The sequence below is a fragment of the Pseudomonas coronafaciens pv. oryzae str. 1_6 genome (genome assembly GCF_000156995.2).
In the GTDB taxonomy this organism is placed as follows: Bacteria; Pseudomonadota; Gammaproteobacteria; order Pseudomonadales; family Pseudomonadaceae; genus Aquipseudomonas; species Aquipseudomonas tremae.
Genome location: NZ_CP046035.1, coordinates 3,987,455 through 4,003,262 on the forward strand (window position 1 = coordinate 3,987,455; position 15,808 = coordinate 4,003,262).

The window sequence follows — 15,808 nt, forward strand, 5'->3', positions numbered from 1 at the left end:
CCACTCTTCGCGTTATTCTCCCCCGCGCTTCACCCCCAACCATAATAATCAACGCTTGCCGGGGCACGGCGCAGGCCGACCGGCGAGATGACTGTCAGGGAGTCCGCATGACCAATACTCTGCTCGCCCGTGAAGGTAATGACGCGCTCGCTACTCCAGTCAACTCAACAACCCGCGTAGCCACTGCCAGCTTCATTGGCACGGCCATCGAGTTCTACGACTTCTACGTTTACGCCACGGCAGCCGCACTGGTGATCGGCCCGGTGTTTTTCCCGCAGACGTCAGGCACTGCGCAAATGCTCTCGTCGTTTCTGACCTTCGGCATCGCCTTTCTTGCACGTCCTTTGGGGTCAGCGCTGTTCGGCCACTTCGGTGACCGCATAGGGCGCAAGTCGACACTGGTCGCGTCACTGCTGCTAATGGGGATCTGCACCACACTGATCGGAGTTTTGCCGGGCTATGCGACCATCGGCGCATGGGCGCCGATTCTGCTCTGCGTACTGCGCTTCGGTCAGGGGCTGGGGCTGGGCGGTGAATGGGGCGGCGCAGCCCTGCTGGCGACCGAGAACGCGCCAAAGGGCAAGCGCGCCTGGTTCGGCATGTTTCCGCAACTGGGCCCATCAATCGGATTTCTGGCCGCAAACGGTCTGTTTCTGGCACTGGCCATGACGCTGAACGACGATCAGTTCCGCGAGTGGGGCTGGCGAATCCCGTTTCTGCTCAGCGCAGTGCTAGTCATGGTCGGGCTCTACGTACGCCTGAAACTGGAAGAGACGCCGGTCTTCGCCAAAGCGATGGCAAGCCAACAACGCGTCAGCCTGCCTATCGTGGAAACCTTCGGTCAGCACTGGAGACCCATGCTTCTGGGTGCGGCATCGATGGTGGTGTGCTACGCGCTGTTTTATATCTCGACCGTGTTTTCGCTGAGCTATGGCGTTTCGACCCTGGGCTATACCCGCGAAACATTCCTCGGGCTGCTGTGCTTTGCCGTGTTGTTCATGGCCGCGGCCACACCGCTGGCGGCACTGGCAAGTGATCGCTTCGGGCGCAAGCCGGTGCTGGTTGTCGGTGGCGTGCTGACGATTCTGTCGGGCTTCATCATGGAGCCGCTGCTGACCCACGGCAGCACCTGGGCAGTGGCCCTGTTCCTCTGTATCGAACTGTTTTTGATGGGCATCACCTTTGCCCCGATGGGCGCTCTGCTGCCAGAGCTGTTTCCGACGCAGGTTCGTTACACGGGCGCATCCGCCGCTTACAACCTGGGTGGAATCGTGGGCGCCTCGGTGGCCCCCTTCTTCGCCCAGAAACTGGTAGCGATGGGCGGCTTGAGCTGGGTCGGCGGGTATGTTTCTGCAGCAGCGCTGATCAGCGTGCTGGCGGTCTTGAGCCTGAAGGAAACGAAAGACACAGAGCTTTGAACTGCAGGCTGCAGAAAGGGCCGGACGCCCTTTTCTGCAGCCTTTGGCTTACGACCTACAGTTCTACCTTGACCGCTTGAGCGGCCCGTGTCGCCTTGGCACGCGCAGCTTCGATCGACTCGTCACGAGCCAGGGCAACGCCCATTCGACGTTGACCGGCGACTTCCGGCTTGCCAAACAGACGCAACGCCGTGTCCGGTTCTGCCAGCGCGGCGCCCAGGTTGGCGAAGGCGGTCTGCGTAGAGTGACCTTCGACCAGAATCACTGCCGAGGCCGATGGACCAAACTGGCGAATCAACGGGATCGGCAGACCCAGAATGGCACGAGCGTGCAGAGCAAACTGGGAAAGGTCCTGAGAAATCAAGGTAACCAGTCCGGTGTCATGCGGGCGCGGCGAGACTTCGCTGAACCACACCTGATCACCTTTGATGAACAACTCGACGCCGAACATGCCACGCCCACCGAGAGCCTCGGTCACCGCCTTGGCAACACGCTCCGACTCTGCCAGGGCTACAGGGCTCATGACCTGTGGCTGCCAGGACTCCTGATAGTCACCTTTCTCCTGACGATGGCCCACTGGTGCACAGAATGTGGTGCCGCCCACGTGACGCACGGTCAGCAGGGTGATCTCGTAATCGAAGTCGATAAAGCCTTCGACGATGACGCGCCCTTTGCCGGCACGGCCGCCTTCCTGAGCGTAATCCCAGGCCTTTTGCACATCATCGGCGCTTTTCAGCAGGCTTTGCCCTTTGCCCGAAGAACTCATGACCGGCTTGACCACGCATGGGAAACCCAGGTCTTCGACAGCATTGCTGTAAGCCTCGAAGGTGTCGGCAAAGTGATACGGCGAGGTCGGCAGCTTCAATTCTTCCGCCGCCAGACGGCGAATGCCTTCGCGGTTCATGGTCAGCTGAGCGGCACGTGCAGTCGGAATGACCGTGAAGCCTTCAGCTTCGAGCTCGACCAGCGTTGCAGTGGCAATCGCTTCGATTTCCGGAACGATGAAATGCGGCTTCTCAGCCTCGATGACGGCACGCAAGGCCGCGCCATCGAGCATGTTGATGACGTGGCTGCGATGCGCGACCTGCATGGCGGGTGCGTTCTCATAACGGTCAACAGCGATCACCTCAACGCCGAGGCGCTGCAGTTCGATCACGACTTCCTTGCCCAGTTCGCCGCTGCCGCAGAACAGTACGCGAGTCGCGGTGGGCGACAGTGGAGTTCCGATTCGAGTCATCTCAGGTCCTCGTGAAGCAGATATCGAGAGCTGCACGCCTAATGCGAGCAACCGCAGTGAAGAAAGGCGCGCAATTTACCATGAAGCCCGGACAAATGGGTTTCAACCGGCGCAGGCACTGTTGCGCGCACGCCAGGCCATGATCATCCAGACAATAGTGACACCGGCGAACTTGGAGATCAGCGCGGTCAGCACGACGGGGGCGGTCAAGGCATCAATCATGCCGAAGAAGATGAAGGTATCGAGCGGAATGCTTAGTGCAGAGCTGATCCACAAACGGTCACGCAACGGCCGCTTGGTGATGCTGAAGACCAGCCAGTCGATGCACTCGGATACGGCAAACGCCGTGGCACTGGCCAGCGCGATAGTGGGATCGCTGGTGACATAAGACAGCACGAGCGCCGCCAGCATGGCGACGATTGCGCCATGCCCGAAGCGAATCTGCACCATGTCGCGCAGCACAAATACCAGACCTCCCCACGCTGACCAGATCATGTCCAGATGCGGCGCACTGGAAAAAGCGAAATTAATCAGCACGACGCTGCCGATGTAGGCGAGCAGAAAAAGCATGATCAGTGTGCCCCGCCCACCGTCCACATCAGCCCGCTGGCCCTGGCACGCTCGTCACACAGCCCCAGCACGGCACGACGCTCGTCGTTGCTCATTCGGCTCCACCGTGTGATCTCGTCCACGGTGCGCTGGCAACCGGTGCAAATATCCTGCTCATCCAGCGCACAGATGCTGACGCACGGGGAACGGACTGGCTTTTCAACTATGGAATCTGTGGAATCGTTACTCATCAATCTTCCTGCACGGCCAGGTCGCGGGCATAGCGCCGGGCATTGTGAACGTAGTGGGCGGCGCTGGCCTCAAGCATCTTCTTCTGCACATCGGTGAGTTCGCGTATCACTTTGCCTGGTGAACCCATGACCAGCGAGCCGTCAGGAATGACCTTGCCCTCTGCAATCAGCGAGTTAGCGCCAATGATGCAGTATTTGCCAATTTTTGCTCCGTTGAGGATGACCGCATTGATACCGATCAGACTGTAGTCGTCGACACTGCAGCCGTGCAGCATGGCATTGTGACCGATGGTCACGCCCCTGCCGATCGCCAGCGGCGACCCCATGTCGGTGTGCATCACCGTGCCGTCTTGCACATTGCTGTTTTCACCGATGTGGATCAGCTCGTTATCGCCGCGCAAAACGGTGTTGAACCAGACACTCGCTCCGGCCTCAAGCCTGACATTGCCGATAAGCACGGCACTGGGCGCGACCCAGCTTTGCGGGTCGGTCTGAACACGGGATTCTCCCAGGCGAAACTTCATGCGGTTACCTCAGACTGGCCGCTCATGGCTCGGCTTGTTACAGATGATGGTTACAGGTGATGTAGCAATCGTCAGCTCAGGTGGTCGAGCGTTCAGGCGGATGATGCAGGCTGATTTTACTGTCGTACAGCACATTGACCAGTTCGACGATCATGATCGCGGTCAGCCCCCAGATCTTGTAACCGCCATAGCGATAACTGGGCACATACCAGCTCCGGCCCTCGTAATCGATGCGGTGCGTATGCTCGCGGGTGTCCTGACGAAAGAACTCAAGGGGTACGCTGAACACTGCCGCGATCTCGCCATCATTGGGGCGGTACTCGACAAAATCGGGGATGACCCCCACATAGGGTGTGACCTTGATCCCGTGCTTGGAGATCAACGGGCTGAGCGGGCCGATAATTTCGACAAGGCCGGGAGGCAGGCCAATTTCCTCTTCCGCCTCGCGCAAAGCCGTGAAGATCAGATCGGGATCGCCCGGATCGCGTCGACCACCCGGAAAAGCCACCTCACCGCCATGAGTCGACAGGCCGCTGGCACGCAGGGTGAGGATCAGCTCGGGTTGTTCGCTGCGGGTGACAGGCACCAGCACCGCCGCCTCGGGGAAGCCTTGATCCGTGTCGAGAGTCTCTGGCGTGTGACTGACGACTCGGTGAAGTAGCTCATCCAGCATGGGAAATCTCGTTCTGTTGCCTGTCTGGCATCATGCACCAAAGCAACGTCGTGCCCAACCCCCTGCAAGGCAACTCAGATAAACCCGAGGGTTGCCGAGCTACGGCACGACAGGCCAAGATAGCGACTGCGTTCACTATCGACTGAAAACATGAAATTCTGCAGCCAGTGCGGCAACCCGGTCATTCAGCGTATCCCCGAGGGCGACAGTCGTTTGCGGTACGTCTGCGAGCATTGTCATACCATCCATTACCAGAACCCGAATATTGTCGCGGGCTGTCTGGTGACGCTGGGTGAAAAGGTTTTGCTCTGCCGTCGCGCCATCGAGCCGCGTCTGGGCTTCTGGACATTGCCGGCCGGTTTCATGGAAAACGGCGAAACCGTCGAGCAGGCCGCGCGTCGGGAAACCGTCGAAGAAGCCTGCGCCACATTGGCCGGGCTACACTTGTATACGCTGATTGATGTTCCGCATATCAATCAGGTGCATGTTTTTTATCGTGCAGAAATGGCCTCCGAAACGTTCTCCGCCGGTATAGAGAGCCTGGAAGTGCAGTTATTCGACGAAGCCGACATTCCGTGGGCGGACCTGGCTTTCATGACGGTCAGGCGTACTCTAGAATGCTTCTTCGCGGATCGGCGTCGGCAGACTTACCCGGTTCATACCAGCGCCCTCCCCCCGTCACGTCCGATGCTGGACACCTGAGCCAGGGCTGCAAATAACATCGGCCTGTCATCGATAATGATCGTTATCCATGAATCGAGGCCGTCAGGGAAATCGTAATGCGCTGGTTGCTCGCGTTCTTCTGCATGTCATTCTTGCCACTGTCGCAGGCTGCGTTCACGCAGACTATTGTGCCCAAGGGCAGCGAACAGAAAATCATCAACAATAAAGTTATCAATACCGAAAGCATTGCCAGCAAGAAGATCGACAAGGTGCTGGTACTCAAATCGGCGCGTCAGTTGCAGTTGATCAGCGACGGTGAAGCCTTGAAGACCTATCGCATCTCCTTGGGTAAAAACCCCAAGGGCACCAAACTTCAGGAAGGCGATCAACGTACTCCGGAGGGTTTCTACTGGCTCGACTGGCGCAAGCCCAGTAACAATTACAACCTGTCGATGCACATTTCCTACCCGAACATCACCGACTCGGCGCGGGCGCGTAACGAAGGCGTCAAACCGGGCAGCATGATCATGATCCACGGCACACCGGTGGATGAGGAATATCCGGAGTGGTATTTCCACACCCTCGACTGGACCAACGGCTGCATTGCGATGAAGAACAACGACATGCGCGAAGTCTGGGACTTGGTGAAAGACGGGACAATGATCGAAATTCGGCCCTGATCATTGCAAAGGGTTAGAGCGCTGCCCCACGCAATCAAGACCGGACGCAGAGCGTCTAGAACTGCATGCCAACGCGGAGCATTGGCACAATAATCAGCCGGACGCTCAGCGTGGCAATGCCTTTCCGGACGCTCAGCGTGGCAATGCCTTTCCGGACGCTCTGCGTCCAGCCCTGGATGCGCCTCAGAACTCTTCCAGACGCCATACTTCGTAAGCAGGCGTTTCATAGGGATGGCTCTGTTTGAGCGCCACTACCGCTTGCGCGATCAGTTCGTCCGCAACGACCAGCTCGACTTTCCATTCGTCCACCTGCTCGACCACGCCACTCTGCCCAAGAAATGGCTGACTGCCATTCAGCGGGCGGAACTGGCCTTGACCGAGCACCTGCCATGAGCATTGATCGTAAGCACCGATTCGCCCTGCACCAGCTGCGAATACAGCGCTCTTGACCTCGTCCACATGGCTCGGTGGCACAAAGAAAGCGAGCTTGTACACGAGCCTTAGTTAACCCACGCCCGCGCATTGCGGAACATGCGCATCCAGGCCGCATCTTCATTCCAGTCCTCTGGACGCCACGAGTTCTGCACCGCGCGGAACACCCGCTCCGGGTGCGGCATCATGATGGTGACGCGACCGTCGAGGGTGGTCATGCCGCCGATACCCCGTGGCGAGCCATTCGGGTTGGCCGGATAGGCTTCTGTGACCTTGCCGTGGTTGTCCACGAAACGCAGTGCCACGGTACCGGAGACGTCTGCCTCGAGCAGCGCATCGTCGTTGCGGAATTCCGCATGACCTTCGCCGTGCGCGATGGCGATAGGCATGCGCGAACCGGCCATGCCTTGCAGGAAGATCGACGCCGACTCCTGCACCTGCACCATTGCCACGCGCGCTTCGAATTGCTCGGAGCGGTTACGTACAAAGTGCGGCCAGAACTCGCTCCCTGGAATCAGCTCATGCAGATTGGAGAGCATCTGGCAGCCGTTGCACACGCCCAGCGTAAAGCTGTCGGAACGCTCGAAGAAGCCCTGGAACGCATCACGTGCGCGGCTGTTGAACAACGCCGACTTGGCCCAGCCTTCGCCGGCACCCAACACGTCGCCGTAAGAGAAGCCGCCACAAGCCACCATGCCCTTGAAGTCGTTCAGATCGACACGCCCGGCGAGGATGTCACTCATGTGTACGTCGATTGCGTTGAAACCGGCGCGGTCAAAGGCTGCAGCCATCTCGACCTGACCGTTGACGCCCTGCTCGCGCAGAACGGCCACTTGAGGGCGGATACCGGTCTTGATGTAAGGCGCAGCGATATCTTCGTTGACGTCGAAGCCCAGTTTGACAGTCAAACCCGGGTTATCTTCTTCCAGCAGTGCGTCGAACTCCTGATCGGCACACTCGGCGTTGTCGCGCAGGCGCTGGATCTGGTAGCTGGTCTCGGCCCATTGACGCTGCAACAGACGGCGCTGGCCGCTGAACACCGGCTCGCCGTGGAAGCTGATCGACACTTCGTCGTTATTGATCGGCTGCCCGATCACCGCAACGCAATCCGCCAGACCAGCCGCACTGAATTGCGTCAGCACCAGAGGCGTAGCGTCCTGACGAACCTGGATGACCGCACCCAGCTCTTCATTGAACAGGATGGCCGCGATTTCTGAAACATTGTCAGCCAGACCGTCGAGGTGCAGGTTAAGGCCGCAGTGACCGGCGAACGCCATTTCCAGCGTACTGACCAGCAGACCGCCATCAGAACGGTCGTGATAGGAAAGAATATGGCCATCGGCGTTCAGGCCCTGAATCACGGTGAAGAATGCTTTCAGGTCTTCCGCATCGTCGACATCCGGTGCGACGCGCCCAAGTTTGCCGTGCGTCTGCGCAAGGATCGAGGCGCCCATGCGGTTCTGGCCACGACCCAGGTCGATCAGGATCAGGTCAGTGATGCCCTTGTCCATGCGCAGTTCGGGCGTGAGGGTCTGACGGATATCGACCACCGGCGCAAAGCCGGTCACGATAAGCGACAGCGGCGAAGTCACACTTTTCTCGGTGCCTTCGTCGCTCCATCGGGTCTTCATGGACATCGAGTCCTTGCCCACTGGAATAGTAATCCCCAGTTCCGGGCAAAGCTCCATGCCGACCGCTTTCACGGTGTCATACAGACGCGCATCTTCGCCGGGATGCCCGGCAGCCGACATCCAGTTAGCCGACAGCTTGATGTCGGACAGCTTGGCAATACGCGAGGCGGCAATGTTAGTCAGCGTCTCGCCGATCGCCATGCGGCCCGAAGCCGGGGCATCCAGCAGCGCCAGCGGTGTGCGCTCGCCCATAGCCATTGCTTCACCGGTGTTGACGTCAAAGCTGGTCGCCGTCACGGCGCAATCAGCCACAGGCACCTGCCAGGGGCCGACCATCTGATCGCGAGCCACAAGGCCTGTGATGCTGCGGTCACCGATGGTAATCAGGAAGCTTTTGCTGGCCACGGCCGGGTGACGAAGCACACGCTGCACACTTTCTTCGATGTCCAGCGTACTCGGGTCGAAATCATCGCCGATCTCGGCTTCACGCTCGACCGAGCGGTGCATGCGCGGCGCCTTGCCGAGCAGCACTTCCAGCGGCATGTCCACCGGGCTGTTGCCGAAGTGGCTGTCGGTCACGGTCAGTTGTGGCTCGGCAGTGGCTTCGCCGACCACTGCAAACGGGCAGCGCTCACGCTCACAGATAGCCTTGAAGCGCTCGAAGTCTTCGACGCCGACCGCGAGCACATAACGCTCCTGTGATTCGTTGCTCCAGATTTCCAGCGGGGCCATGCCCGGCTCGTCATTGGGCACGTTACGCAGCTCGAAACGACCGCCGCGGTCGCCATCATTGACCAGTTCAGGGAAGGCATTGGACAAACCACCGGCACCGACGTCATGGATAAAGCTGATCGGGTTGCGATCGCCCAGCTGCCAGCAGCGGTCGATGACTTCCTGACAACGACGCTCCATTTCAGGGTTTTCACGCTGAACAGAAGCGAAATCAAGGTCTGCAGAGCTGGTGCCAGTCGCCATCGAAGACGCCGCGCCGCCGCCCAGACCGATCAGCATGGCCGGACCGCCCAGCACGATCAGCTTGGAACCGACAGTAATCTCGCCCTTCTGGACGTGATCTTCGCGGATATTGCCCATACCGCCTGCCAGCATGATCGGCTTGTGGTAACCACGCACCTCATCACCATGCGGCGTAGTAATGGATTGCTCGAAGGTGCGGAAATAACCCGTCAGTGCAGGACGGCCGAACTCGTTATTGAACGCCGCGCCACCCAGCGGGCCTTCAATCATGATGTCCAGCGCCGTCACGATGCGCTCGGGCTTGCCATAAGGCACTTCCCAAGGCTGCACGAAACCGGGGATCTGCAAGTTGGACACGGTGAAACCGGTCAGACCGGCCTTGGGCTTGGCGCCGCGACCGGTTGCACCTTCGTCGCGAATCTCGCCGCCGGAACCGGTGGCTGCGCCAGGAAACGGAGCGATCGCAGTCGGGTGGTTATGGGTCTCGACCTTCATCAGAATGTGCACCGGCTCCTGTACCGCACCGTACTGGCGGGTTTCAGGGTCCGGGAAGAAGCGCCCGGCGACGTTGCCGACGATCACCGACGCGTTGTCCTTGTAAGCGGACAGCACACCTTCGCTGTGCATCTGATAGGTGTTCTTGATCATGCCGAACAGGCTTTTTTCCTGGCTTTGCCCGTCGATGTCCCAACTGGCGTTGAAAATCTTGTGGCGGCAATGCTCGGAGTTCGCCTGGGCAAACATCATCAGCTCGATGTCATGAGGGTTGCGCCCCAGGCCATTGAAGCTGGTGATCAGGTAATCGATTTCATCTTCGGCAAGGGCCAGGCCCAGTTCGACGTTGGCCTTCTCCAGCGCAGCACGACCGCCTCCCAGAATGTCCACAGCGGTCAGCGGCTTTGGCTGAGCGTGACTGAACAGACCCGCGGCCTGGTCGTGATCACCCAATACCAGCTGCGTCATGCGGTCGTGCAGGCTGTCGGCGATGGCCTGAGCTTCTGTTTCACTGAACTGACCTTCTACATAGAAGGCAATCCCGCGCTCGATGCGCTGAATTTTGCTCAGACCGCAGTTGCGAGCGATATCGCTGGCCTTGCTCGACCAGGGAGAAATGGTGCCAAAACGTGGCAACACCAGAAACAGACGACCACTCGGCTCTTGAACCGGCACGCTTGGGCCGTATTTCAGGAGACGGTCGAGAACCTGCTGTTCTTCGCTGGTCAGAACGTCGGTGACGTCAGCGAAGTGGGCGAATTCGGCGTACAAGCCACTGACAGCTGAAACTTTTTGTTTCAGTTGTTCCAGTAATTTGCTGTGGCGAAAGGCAGAAAGGGCAGGAGCACCGCGCAGGATCAACATCTTCGGGACAGCCTCGAGAAGGGGTGTGCTTTGAGGCCGCGTATTCTAGCCTAAACCGGGCCTTTGATCACTCAAAACGGCAGCCCCTCATGCGCCCAAATGTCGCTGCGCTCGAAAAAAGCCGACAAATGCCTGAAAAATACCTTCGCCTATCAGACGCAAGCATCACTGTCGAGATATGGCGCCCGGTGCGCTTTGCGTATACTGCACCGATGTTCTTCAGACCAGATTTCCGCCCACGTTGCGCCAAGTGGCTCATCGCAACCGGACTCTTCCTGATGCTCGGCGCCTGCGTGGAGAAACCCACCACACTGGAACGAGTCAAGGAGGACGGTGTTCTGCGCGTGATCACCCGTAACAGCCCGGCGACTTATTTCCAGGATCGCAACGGTGAAACCGGCTTCGAGTACGAGCTGGTCAAGCGTTTCGCCGAAGATCTGGGCGTCGAACTGAAAATCGAAACGGCCGACAATCTCGACGATCTGTTCGATCAGATGAACAAACCGGGCGGCCCGGTGCTTGGCGCAGCCGGGCTGATCGACACGCCAAAGCGCAAGCAACAGGCGCGTTTCTCGCACTCCTATCTGGAAGTCACCCCTCAGGTTGTGTACCGCAATGGCCAGTCGCGCCCGACTGACCCCGCCGAGCTGGTGGGCAAACGTATAGTGGTGCTCAAGGGGAGCGCCCATGCCGAACAGCTGGCGGCGCTCAAGGAAAAGAATCCTGCCATTGAATATGAAGAGTCGGACGCGGTCGAGGTCGTCGATCTCCTGCGGATGGTGGATGAGGGCCAGATTGACCTGACACTGGTCGACTCCAACGAACTGGCGATGAATCAGGTGTATTTCCCCAACGTACGCGTCGCGTTCGACCTGGGCGAGGCCCGCCAACAGCGCTGGGTCGTTGCTCCGGGGGAAGACAACAGCCTGCTCAACGAAATCAATGCCTACCTCGACAAGGTCGAGAAGAACGGCACGCTGCAGCGCCTCAAGGACCGCTACTACGGGCACGTTGACGTACTTGGCTACGTCGGCGCCTATACCTTCGCCCAGCACCTGCAGGAGCGCCTGCCCAAATACGAAAAGCACTTCCAGTTATCTGCCAAGAAAGAGCAAGTCGACTGGAGGTTGCTGGCCGCTATCGGCTATCAGGAATCGATGTGGCAACCGGCAGTGACGTCAAAAACCGGTGTGCGCGGCCTGATGATGCTCACCCAGAACACGGCTCAAGCCATGGGCGTGACCAACCGGCTGGATGCCCGACAAAGCATTCAAGGCGGGGCAAAGTATTTTGCCTACGTGAAGGATCAACTGGACGACTCTATTAAAGAGCCGGATCGCACATGGCTGGCTCTCGCTTCCTACAACATTGGTAGCGGCCACCTCGAAGATGCGCGCAAACTCGCCCAAACCGAGGGGCTGAATCCCGATAAATGGCTCGACGTGAAAAAAATGCTGCCGCGTCTGGCACAAAAGAAGTGGTACAGCAAAACCCGATACGGCTATGCCCGAGGCGGTGAGCCGGTGCATTTCGTTGCCAACATTCGCCGCTATTACGACATTCTGACCTGGGTCACTCAGCCGCAGCTTGAAGGCAGCCAAGTGGCCGATGGCAATCTGCACGTGCCAGGTGTCGACAAGACGCAACCCGCCGTACCGCCCGGTCCGGCGCCTGCCAGCAACGAAGAAAAACCGGCGCTCTAACTCGCCTGGCCTTTACTCGCCTCTCTGGCCGCTCGGCGCATTCTGAAAAATTCGCTCAGCATCGCGCCACACTCCTCGCCCAGCACTCCGCCTTCGAACAGGACGCGATGGTTGAGAAAGGCCTGACTGAAAAACTGCCCTTGGCTCTGAACAATGCCCGCCTTGGGTTCAAGCGCGCCGTAGACCACGCGCGCCACACGCGAATGCACGATTAACCCGGCGCACATGCTGCACGGTTCAAGTGTCACGTAAAGCGTGCTGCCCGGCAGCCGGTAATTGTCCAGCGCCTTTGCAGACTCGCGAATCGCAACCATCTCGGCATGAGCGCTGGGGTCGCTGCCGCTGATCGGGCAATTGTAACCACGGCCGATAATCTCACCGTTGTGAACTACAACCGCGCCGACTGGAACTTCACCCAGCAACGCACCCTGGGCCGCCAACGCCAACGCTTCGCGCATAAAGTACTGGTCGTTACTGCGGTCAATGATCGGCGGCTGCCTCATCACGCCACCTCAATGGCGGCCATCAGGCCGGTTTCCATGTGATCGATGACGTGGCAATGGAACATCCACACCCCTGGGTTATCCGCCACCAGCGCGACCCGCGCCCGCTCATTGCGGCCCAGCAGGAAGGTATCGGTAAAGTAAGGGATGATCTTGCGCCGATTGGACGCAATCACCTTGAAACTCATGCCATGCAGGTGAATCGGGTGCTGATACTGCGTCATGTTCTTCAGTTCGAAAATGTAGCTGTTGCCGAGCTTCAGTTTGGCGATGGGGCGATCAGCACAGGTCTTGTCGGTAATATCCCAGGCCTGGCCGTTGATCTGCCACAGGCTGGGTGGCTTGCCATTGCCGGTGTTGACCGACATCGAACCAACCCACTCGAAATTGAAATTGATTTTCTCGGCTTTATCCAGATCGGGCTCGGATACCGGATTGGCTGGCAGCTCGGGCGGCCACGAGCCGGGAGCATCATTATTGGCAACCGAACGAAATGTCCCCAGACGCACCGGGCCGTTGCGCAATGAAATCTCCTCACCCGCAGGCGGTGCCTTGATTGCCAGGCAGATGCGCATGCCCGGCCCCAGCCAGTATTCTTCACCAAACGGGCGCGGTGTGACCGGGTTGCCATCCAGCGCATAAATCTGCGCCTCGGCGTCCGGCAGATTGAGCCGATAGGTCACGGTATTGTCGAGGTTGAGCAGCCGCACTCGGGTAATCTGTCCGGCTGGCAGATCGATGACGGCCTGCGCAACGCCGTTCAACGTAGATAACCGCCCAGCCGTGCCTTCACGCGCCGCTTCACGCAGCACGCTGAACTCGGTGAATGCGCCCTCTTCGTCCACATGCCAGCTTTTCAGACTGACCGTGCGCTCATGGGCAAAGCCGGTCGGTTCGCGCTCTTCTACGATCAACGGCCCGACCAGCCCACGTCCCAGCTCTTCGCTGCTGCTGACGTGCGGGTGATACCAGTAGCTACCGGCGTCCGGCACACGGAATTTGTAATCGAAATACTCACCCGGCTTGACCGGCAGCTGCGAAACGTAAGGCACGCCGTCCATCTCCAGCGGCAACCGGATACCATGCCAGTGAATGGTGGTTTCGACCGGCAACTGATTGATGAAGCGCAACCGCAACCACTCGCCCTGCCGCACCCGCAACTCGGTACCTGGCGCAGAACCGCCAAATGCCCAGGCAGGCGTCTTGTGGCCCGCCACCAGCTCCACATCCAGCGGAGCGGCGATCAACACAAAGTCCGAACCAGCCTCCGATTCGCGACGTCCCATCCAGTAACGCGAAGCACCGCCTGCTCCAAGGCCGACTACGGCAAGACCGGCAATGCCTGTGAGGATTTGACGACGGGTGAAGGACATGAACGGCGGGACCTCTGAAACGAAAACTGAGGGCACCTGCGAGCAGATGCGAAGGGCGAATACGATACACCTGCATTTGGGGAAAGATAAGAGCAGAGGGTGCGAACTGATGTTGGGGCTTAAACAAGCCGGCAAAGCAGCGACGAACGCTGCGGCCGTCAGAGTCGCGAGAGGTTATTGCTGCCTGGCTCGTTCCAGCCATGCCTTATATGAAGAAGCGCGCACAAAACAGCAACTTCAGGCTGTGATTGTGTAGCTATGCCTATCTGTAGAAACGTATCAAGACTATAAGCGGTGCCTTTTCTCGGGTGCTAAATGCCCCTTTTATCAACACCTGTCGGGTGATCAAAAAAGGGCATATGGCTCTACACCATGCCAGCAATGGTCTTTACCGAATCCGGCGCGGCCTGAGACTCGGACATTGCCCCCGCAGCACCCAAAGCAACTACGGAAGCCGAACTGGCACGTCCACCCTTGATCCCGCCTGCAGCACCTTCAGCAGCCGCAATGCCTGTCTGCGCCGCCGCACCTGCACCGGCTTTCAAAGCACCTGTCAATCCGCCTTTCGAGTCACCTACCGCGACCAACACATTACTGGCGGCCGGCAAAGGCCATAGCTTTTTACCTGCTTCTCCTGCAAACGCCTGAAAATTGTCCTTGTTTGAACCGTCAGGCCGAACATGTGAATCATTGGCTTTATCCAGACGATGATCGCCCTTCAGCGCTGCGTAGCCCTGCTCGACGAAGTCTTTCCAATTACCTGCTTCAGTACCATGCCTGGCATCACCGTCGTGGGTAATACCCTGCAAGTCACTGTCGTTCGTGCATTGGCGAGGGACGCCATCTGCCTGATCTGAGCTATTGATCCAGTTGAGCACTTTGGCGGCATTGTATGCAGCATCCGCCCGGGCTTTTGGATCAGCATTGTTTTGAGTCCAGTCACCTATCCTGGCGTAGGCTTCAGTACGTTTTATATCTTTCTGATCACCCAGGTTTTTCAGAATCGGATTGGCATCGATAATTTGCTCCGCAGTGCGGGTATCGCCCCGCGGCCGGCCTGAAGCATCACTCGGTTTGTCAGACAAATCCTTTTCCGTCTCGATGATCGAGCCATCAGCGTTGACAACACCCGGGTACTCCTTTTCCGGAGGCGGCGGTGTATCGTGCCGATTGATGGCTACCTGTGGCACTGGCTTGGCGCTAATGTCATCTAATAACCGCGTAGCCGTTGAACGCAACTGCGTGAGTAAATCTGCAAAGGCTGCTAAAGAACCAGACTTTTGGTCAGCGCTTACCTGGCTGACAGCCGGGCTCTGTAGTTCAGCGCGCTCATCGGAAGACGCGAAAGTAACATTTTCTTGTTCTGGCTTATTTGCCTTATGCAGACCATCGCTCAGTGTCTGGTGGGCGGTATAGCTTTTTGTTCCCGCATTGACGAGCGACGATGCAAAGTTTACGGCTGAAGTAGCCTTGTCCAGACGCGAACCACTTTTTTCGTCTGACTTTTTATCAGGGGCACCACGACTGCCAGCATCAGACGCGAGGGAGCCTGCATTCTTGTCTTTGCGTTTAGAGTCATCAGCCAGGACTTCGGTAGCCTTGGGCGCACTGATAGATCTTGAAGCTTTCATCACTTACTCCTCAGAATTTTTTTATCAATTATTCCTGATCAAGTTAGCGCTCAATTCAGTTCTCGGATTTTCAGCATGAACGCACTCATCGGTGGTCACCCAGCGCGAATGGGTTCCGAGATCAACTGACATCTGTTGCTTGTTTCCGCTTTTCGGCGCTCGGCTCACGAAGCCTTGCTGCCCTGGAAATGCTCGCCAGTGGAGAG

Annotated in this window: 13 protein-coding genes and 1 pseudogene; 4 read left to right on the plus strand and 10 right to left on the minus strand. The window is 58.5% G+C overall.

Annotation, left to right across the window (positions count from 1 at the left end):
* Positions 1 to 107: 107 nt before the first annotated feature.
* A complete protein-coding gene (locus POR16_RS17830; protein WP_005891686.1) occupies positions 108 to 1,418 on the plus strand; it encodes an MFS transporter in 1,311 nt (436 codons plus the stop codon).
* A 55-nt stretch (positions 1,419 to 1,473) separates the two neighbouring features.
* Here the strand turns inward: POR16_RS17830 and purT are convergent, their stop codons facing one another.
* The 5 genes from purT to POR16_RS17855 form a co-directional block, all read right to left on the minus strand.
* Positions 1,474 to 2,655, minus strand: a complete 1,182-nt coding sequence (gene purT, locus POR16_RS17835; protein ID WP_005891684.1) for a formate-dependent phosphoribosylglycinamide formyltransferase — start codon at positions 2,653 to 2,655, stop codon at positions 1,474 to 1,476.
* A gap of 102 nt (positions 2,656 to 2,757) precedes the next feature.
* A complete protein-coding gene (locus POR16_RS17840) occupies positions 2,758 to 3,225 on the minus strand; it encodes a VUT family protein (RefSeq protein ID WP_005891683.1) in 468 nt (155 codons plus the stop codon).
* 2 nt (positions 3,226 to 3,227) lie between these two features.
* Entirely contained in the window at positions 3,228 to 3,455 is a 228-nt protein-coding gene (locus tag POR16_RS17845; RefSeq protein WP_005891682.1) for a DUF1289 domain-containing protein, read from the minus strand.
* Positions 3,455 to 3,979, minus strand: coding sequence for a gamma carbonic anhydrase family protein (locus tag POR16_RS17850; RefSeq protein WP_005891681.1), 525 nt, complete (start codon positions 3,977 to 3,979; stop codon positions 3,455 to 3,457). Before POR16_RS17850 ends, POR16_RS17845 begins: the two co-directional genes overlap by 1 nt.
* 76 nt (positions 3,980 to 4,055) lie before the next feature.
* The gene (locus POR16_RS17855) at positions 4,056 to 4,652 is read right to left on the minus strand and encodes a CoA pyrophosphatase (RefSeq protein ID WP_005891680.1); all 597 of its coding nucleotides are present in this window, start codon (positions 4,650 to 4,652) and stop codon (positions 4,056 to 4,058) included.
* A 150-nt stretch (positions 4,653 to 4,802) separates the two neighbouring features.
* Between POR16_RS17855 and POR16_RS17865 the strand changes: the two genes are divergently transcribed.
* Positions 4,803 to 5,354 carry an NUDIX hydrolase gene (locus POR16_RS17865; RefSeq protein WP_005891679.1) on the plus strand — a complete coding sequence of 184 codons (552 nt, stop codon included), beginning with the start codon at positions 4,803 to 4,805 and terminating at the stop codon, positions 5,352 to 5,354.
* A 221-nt stretch (positions 5,355 to 5,575) separates the two neighbouring features.
* A pseudogene (locus POR16_RS17870) lies at positions 5,576 to 5,995 on the plus strand (L,D-transpeptidase family protein); the annotation flags it as partial.
* A gap of 183 nt (positions 5,996 to 6,178) precedes the next feature.
* On the opposite strand, the gene POR16_RS17875 reads toward POR16_RS17870, so the two are convergent.
* Positions 6,179 to 6,490 (minus strand): YqfO family protein, encoded by a 312-nt coding sequence (locus tag POR16_RS17875; RefSeq protein ID WP_005891677.1) that lies wholly within the window; start codon positions 6,488 to 6,490, stop codon positions 6,179 to 6,181.
* 5 nt (positions 6,491 to 6,495) lie between these two features.
* On the minus strand, positions 6,496 to 10,392 hold the full coding sequence (gene purL, locus POR16_RS17880) for a phosphoribosylformylglycinamidine synthase (RefSeq protein WP_005891676.1): 3,897 nt from the start codon (positions 10,390 to 10,392) through the stop codon (positions 6,496 to 6,498).
* 212 nt (positions 10,393 to 10,604) lie between these two features.
* Here purL and mltF point away from each other — a divergent pair, with 212 nt between their 5' ends.
* On the plus strand, positions 10,605 to 12,095 hold the full coding sequence (gene mltF / locus POR16_RS17885) for a membrane-bound lytic murein transglycosylase MltF (protein WP_042932433.1): 1,491 nt from the start codon (positions 10,605 to 10,607) through the stop codon (positions 12,093 to 12,095).
* Here mltF and tadA read toward each other — a convergent pair.
* The 3 genes from tadA to POR16_RS17900 all read right to left on the minus strand — a co-directional run bounded on the left by tadA (position 12,092) and on the right by POR16_RS17900 (position 15,602).
* Complete coding sequence (gene tadA / locus POR16_RS17890; protein ID WP_005891672.1) at positions 12,092 to 12,598, minus strand: tRNA adenosine(34) deaminase TadA; 507 nt, start codon at positions 12,596 to 12,598, stop codon at positions 12,092 to 12,094. The two genes, mltF and tadA, sit on opposite strands and share 4 nt — an antisense overlap.
* Positions 12,598 to 13,971 (minus strand): multicopper oxidase family protein, encoded by a 1,374-nt coding sequence (locus tag POR16_RS17895; protein WP_005891670.1) that lies wholly within the window; start codon positions 13,969 to 13,971, stop codon positions 12,598 to 12,600. Before POR16_RS17895 ends, tadA begins: the two co-directional genes overlap by 1 nt.
* A gap of 365 nt (positions 13,972 to 14,336) precedes the next feature.
* Entirely contained in the window at positions 14,337 to 15,602 is a 1,266-nt protein-coding gene (locus POR16_RS17900; RefSeq protein ID WP_005891668.1) for a hypothetical protein, read from the minus strand.
* Positions 15,603 to 15,808: the final 206 nt, after the last annotated feature.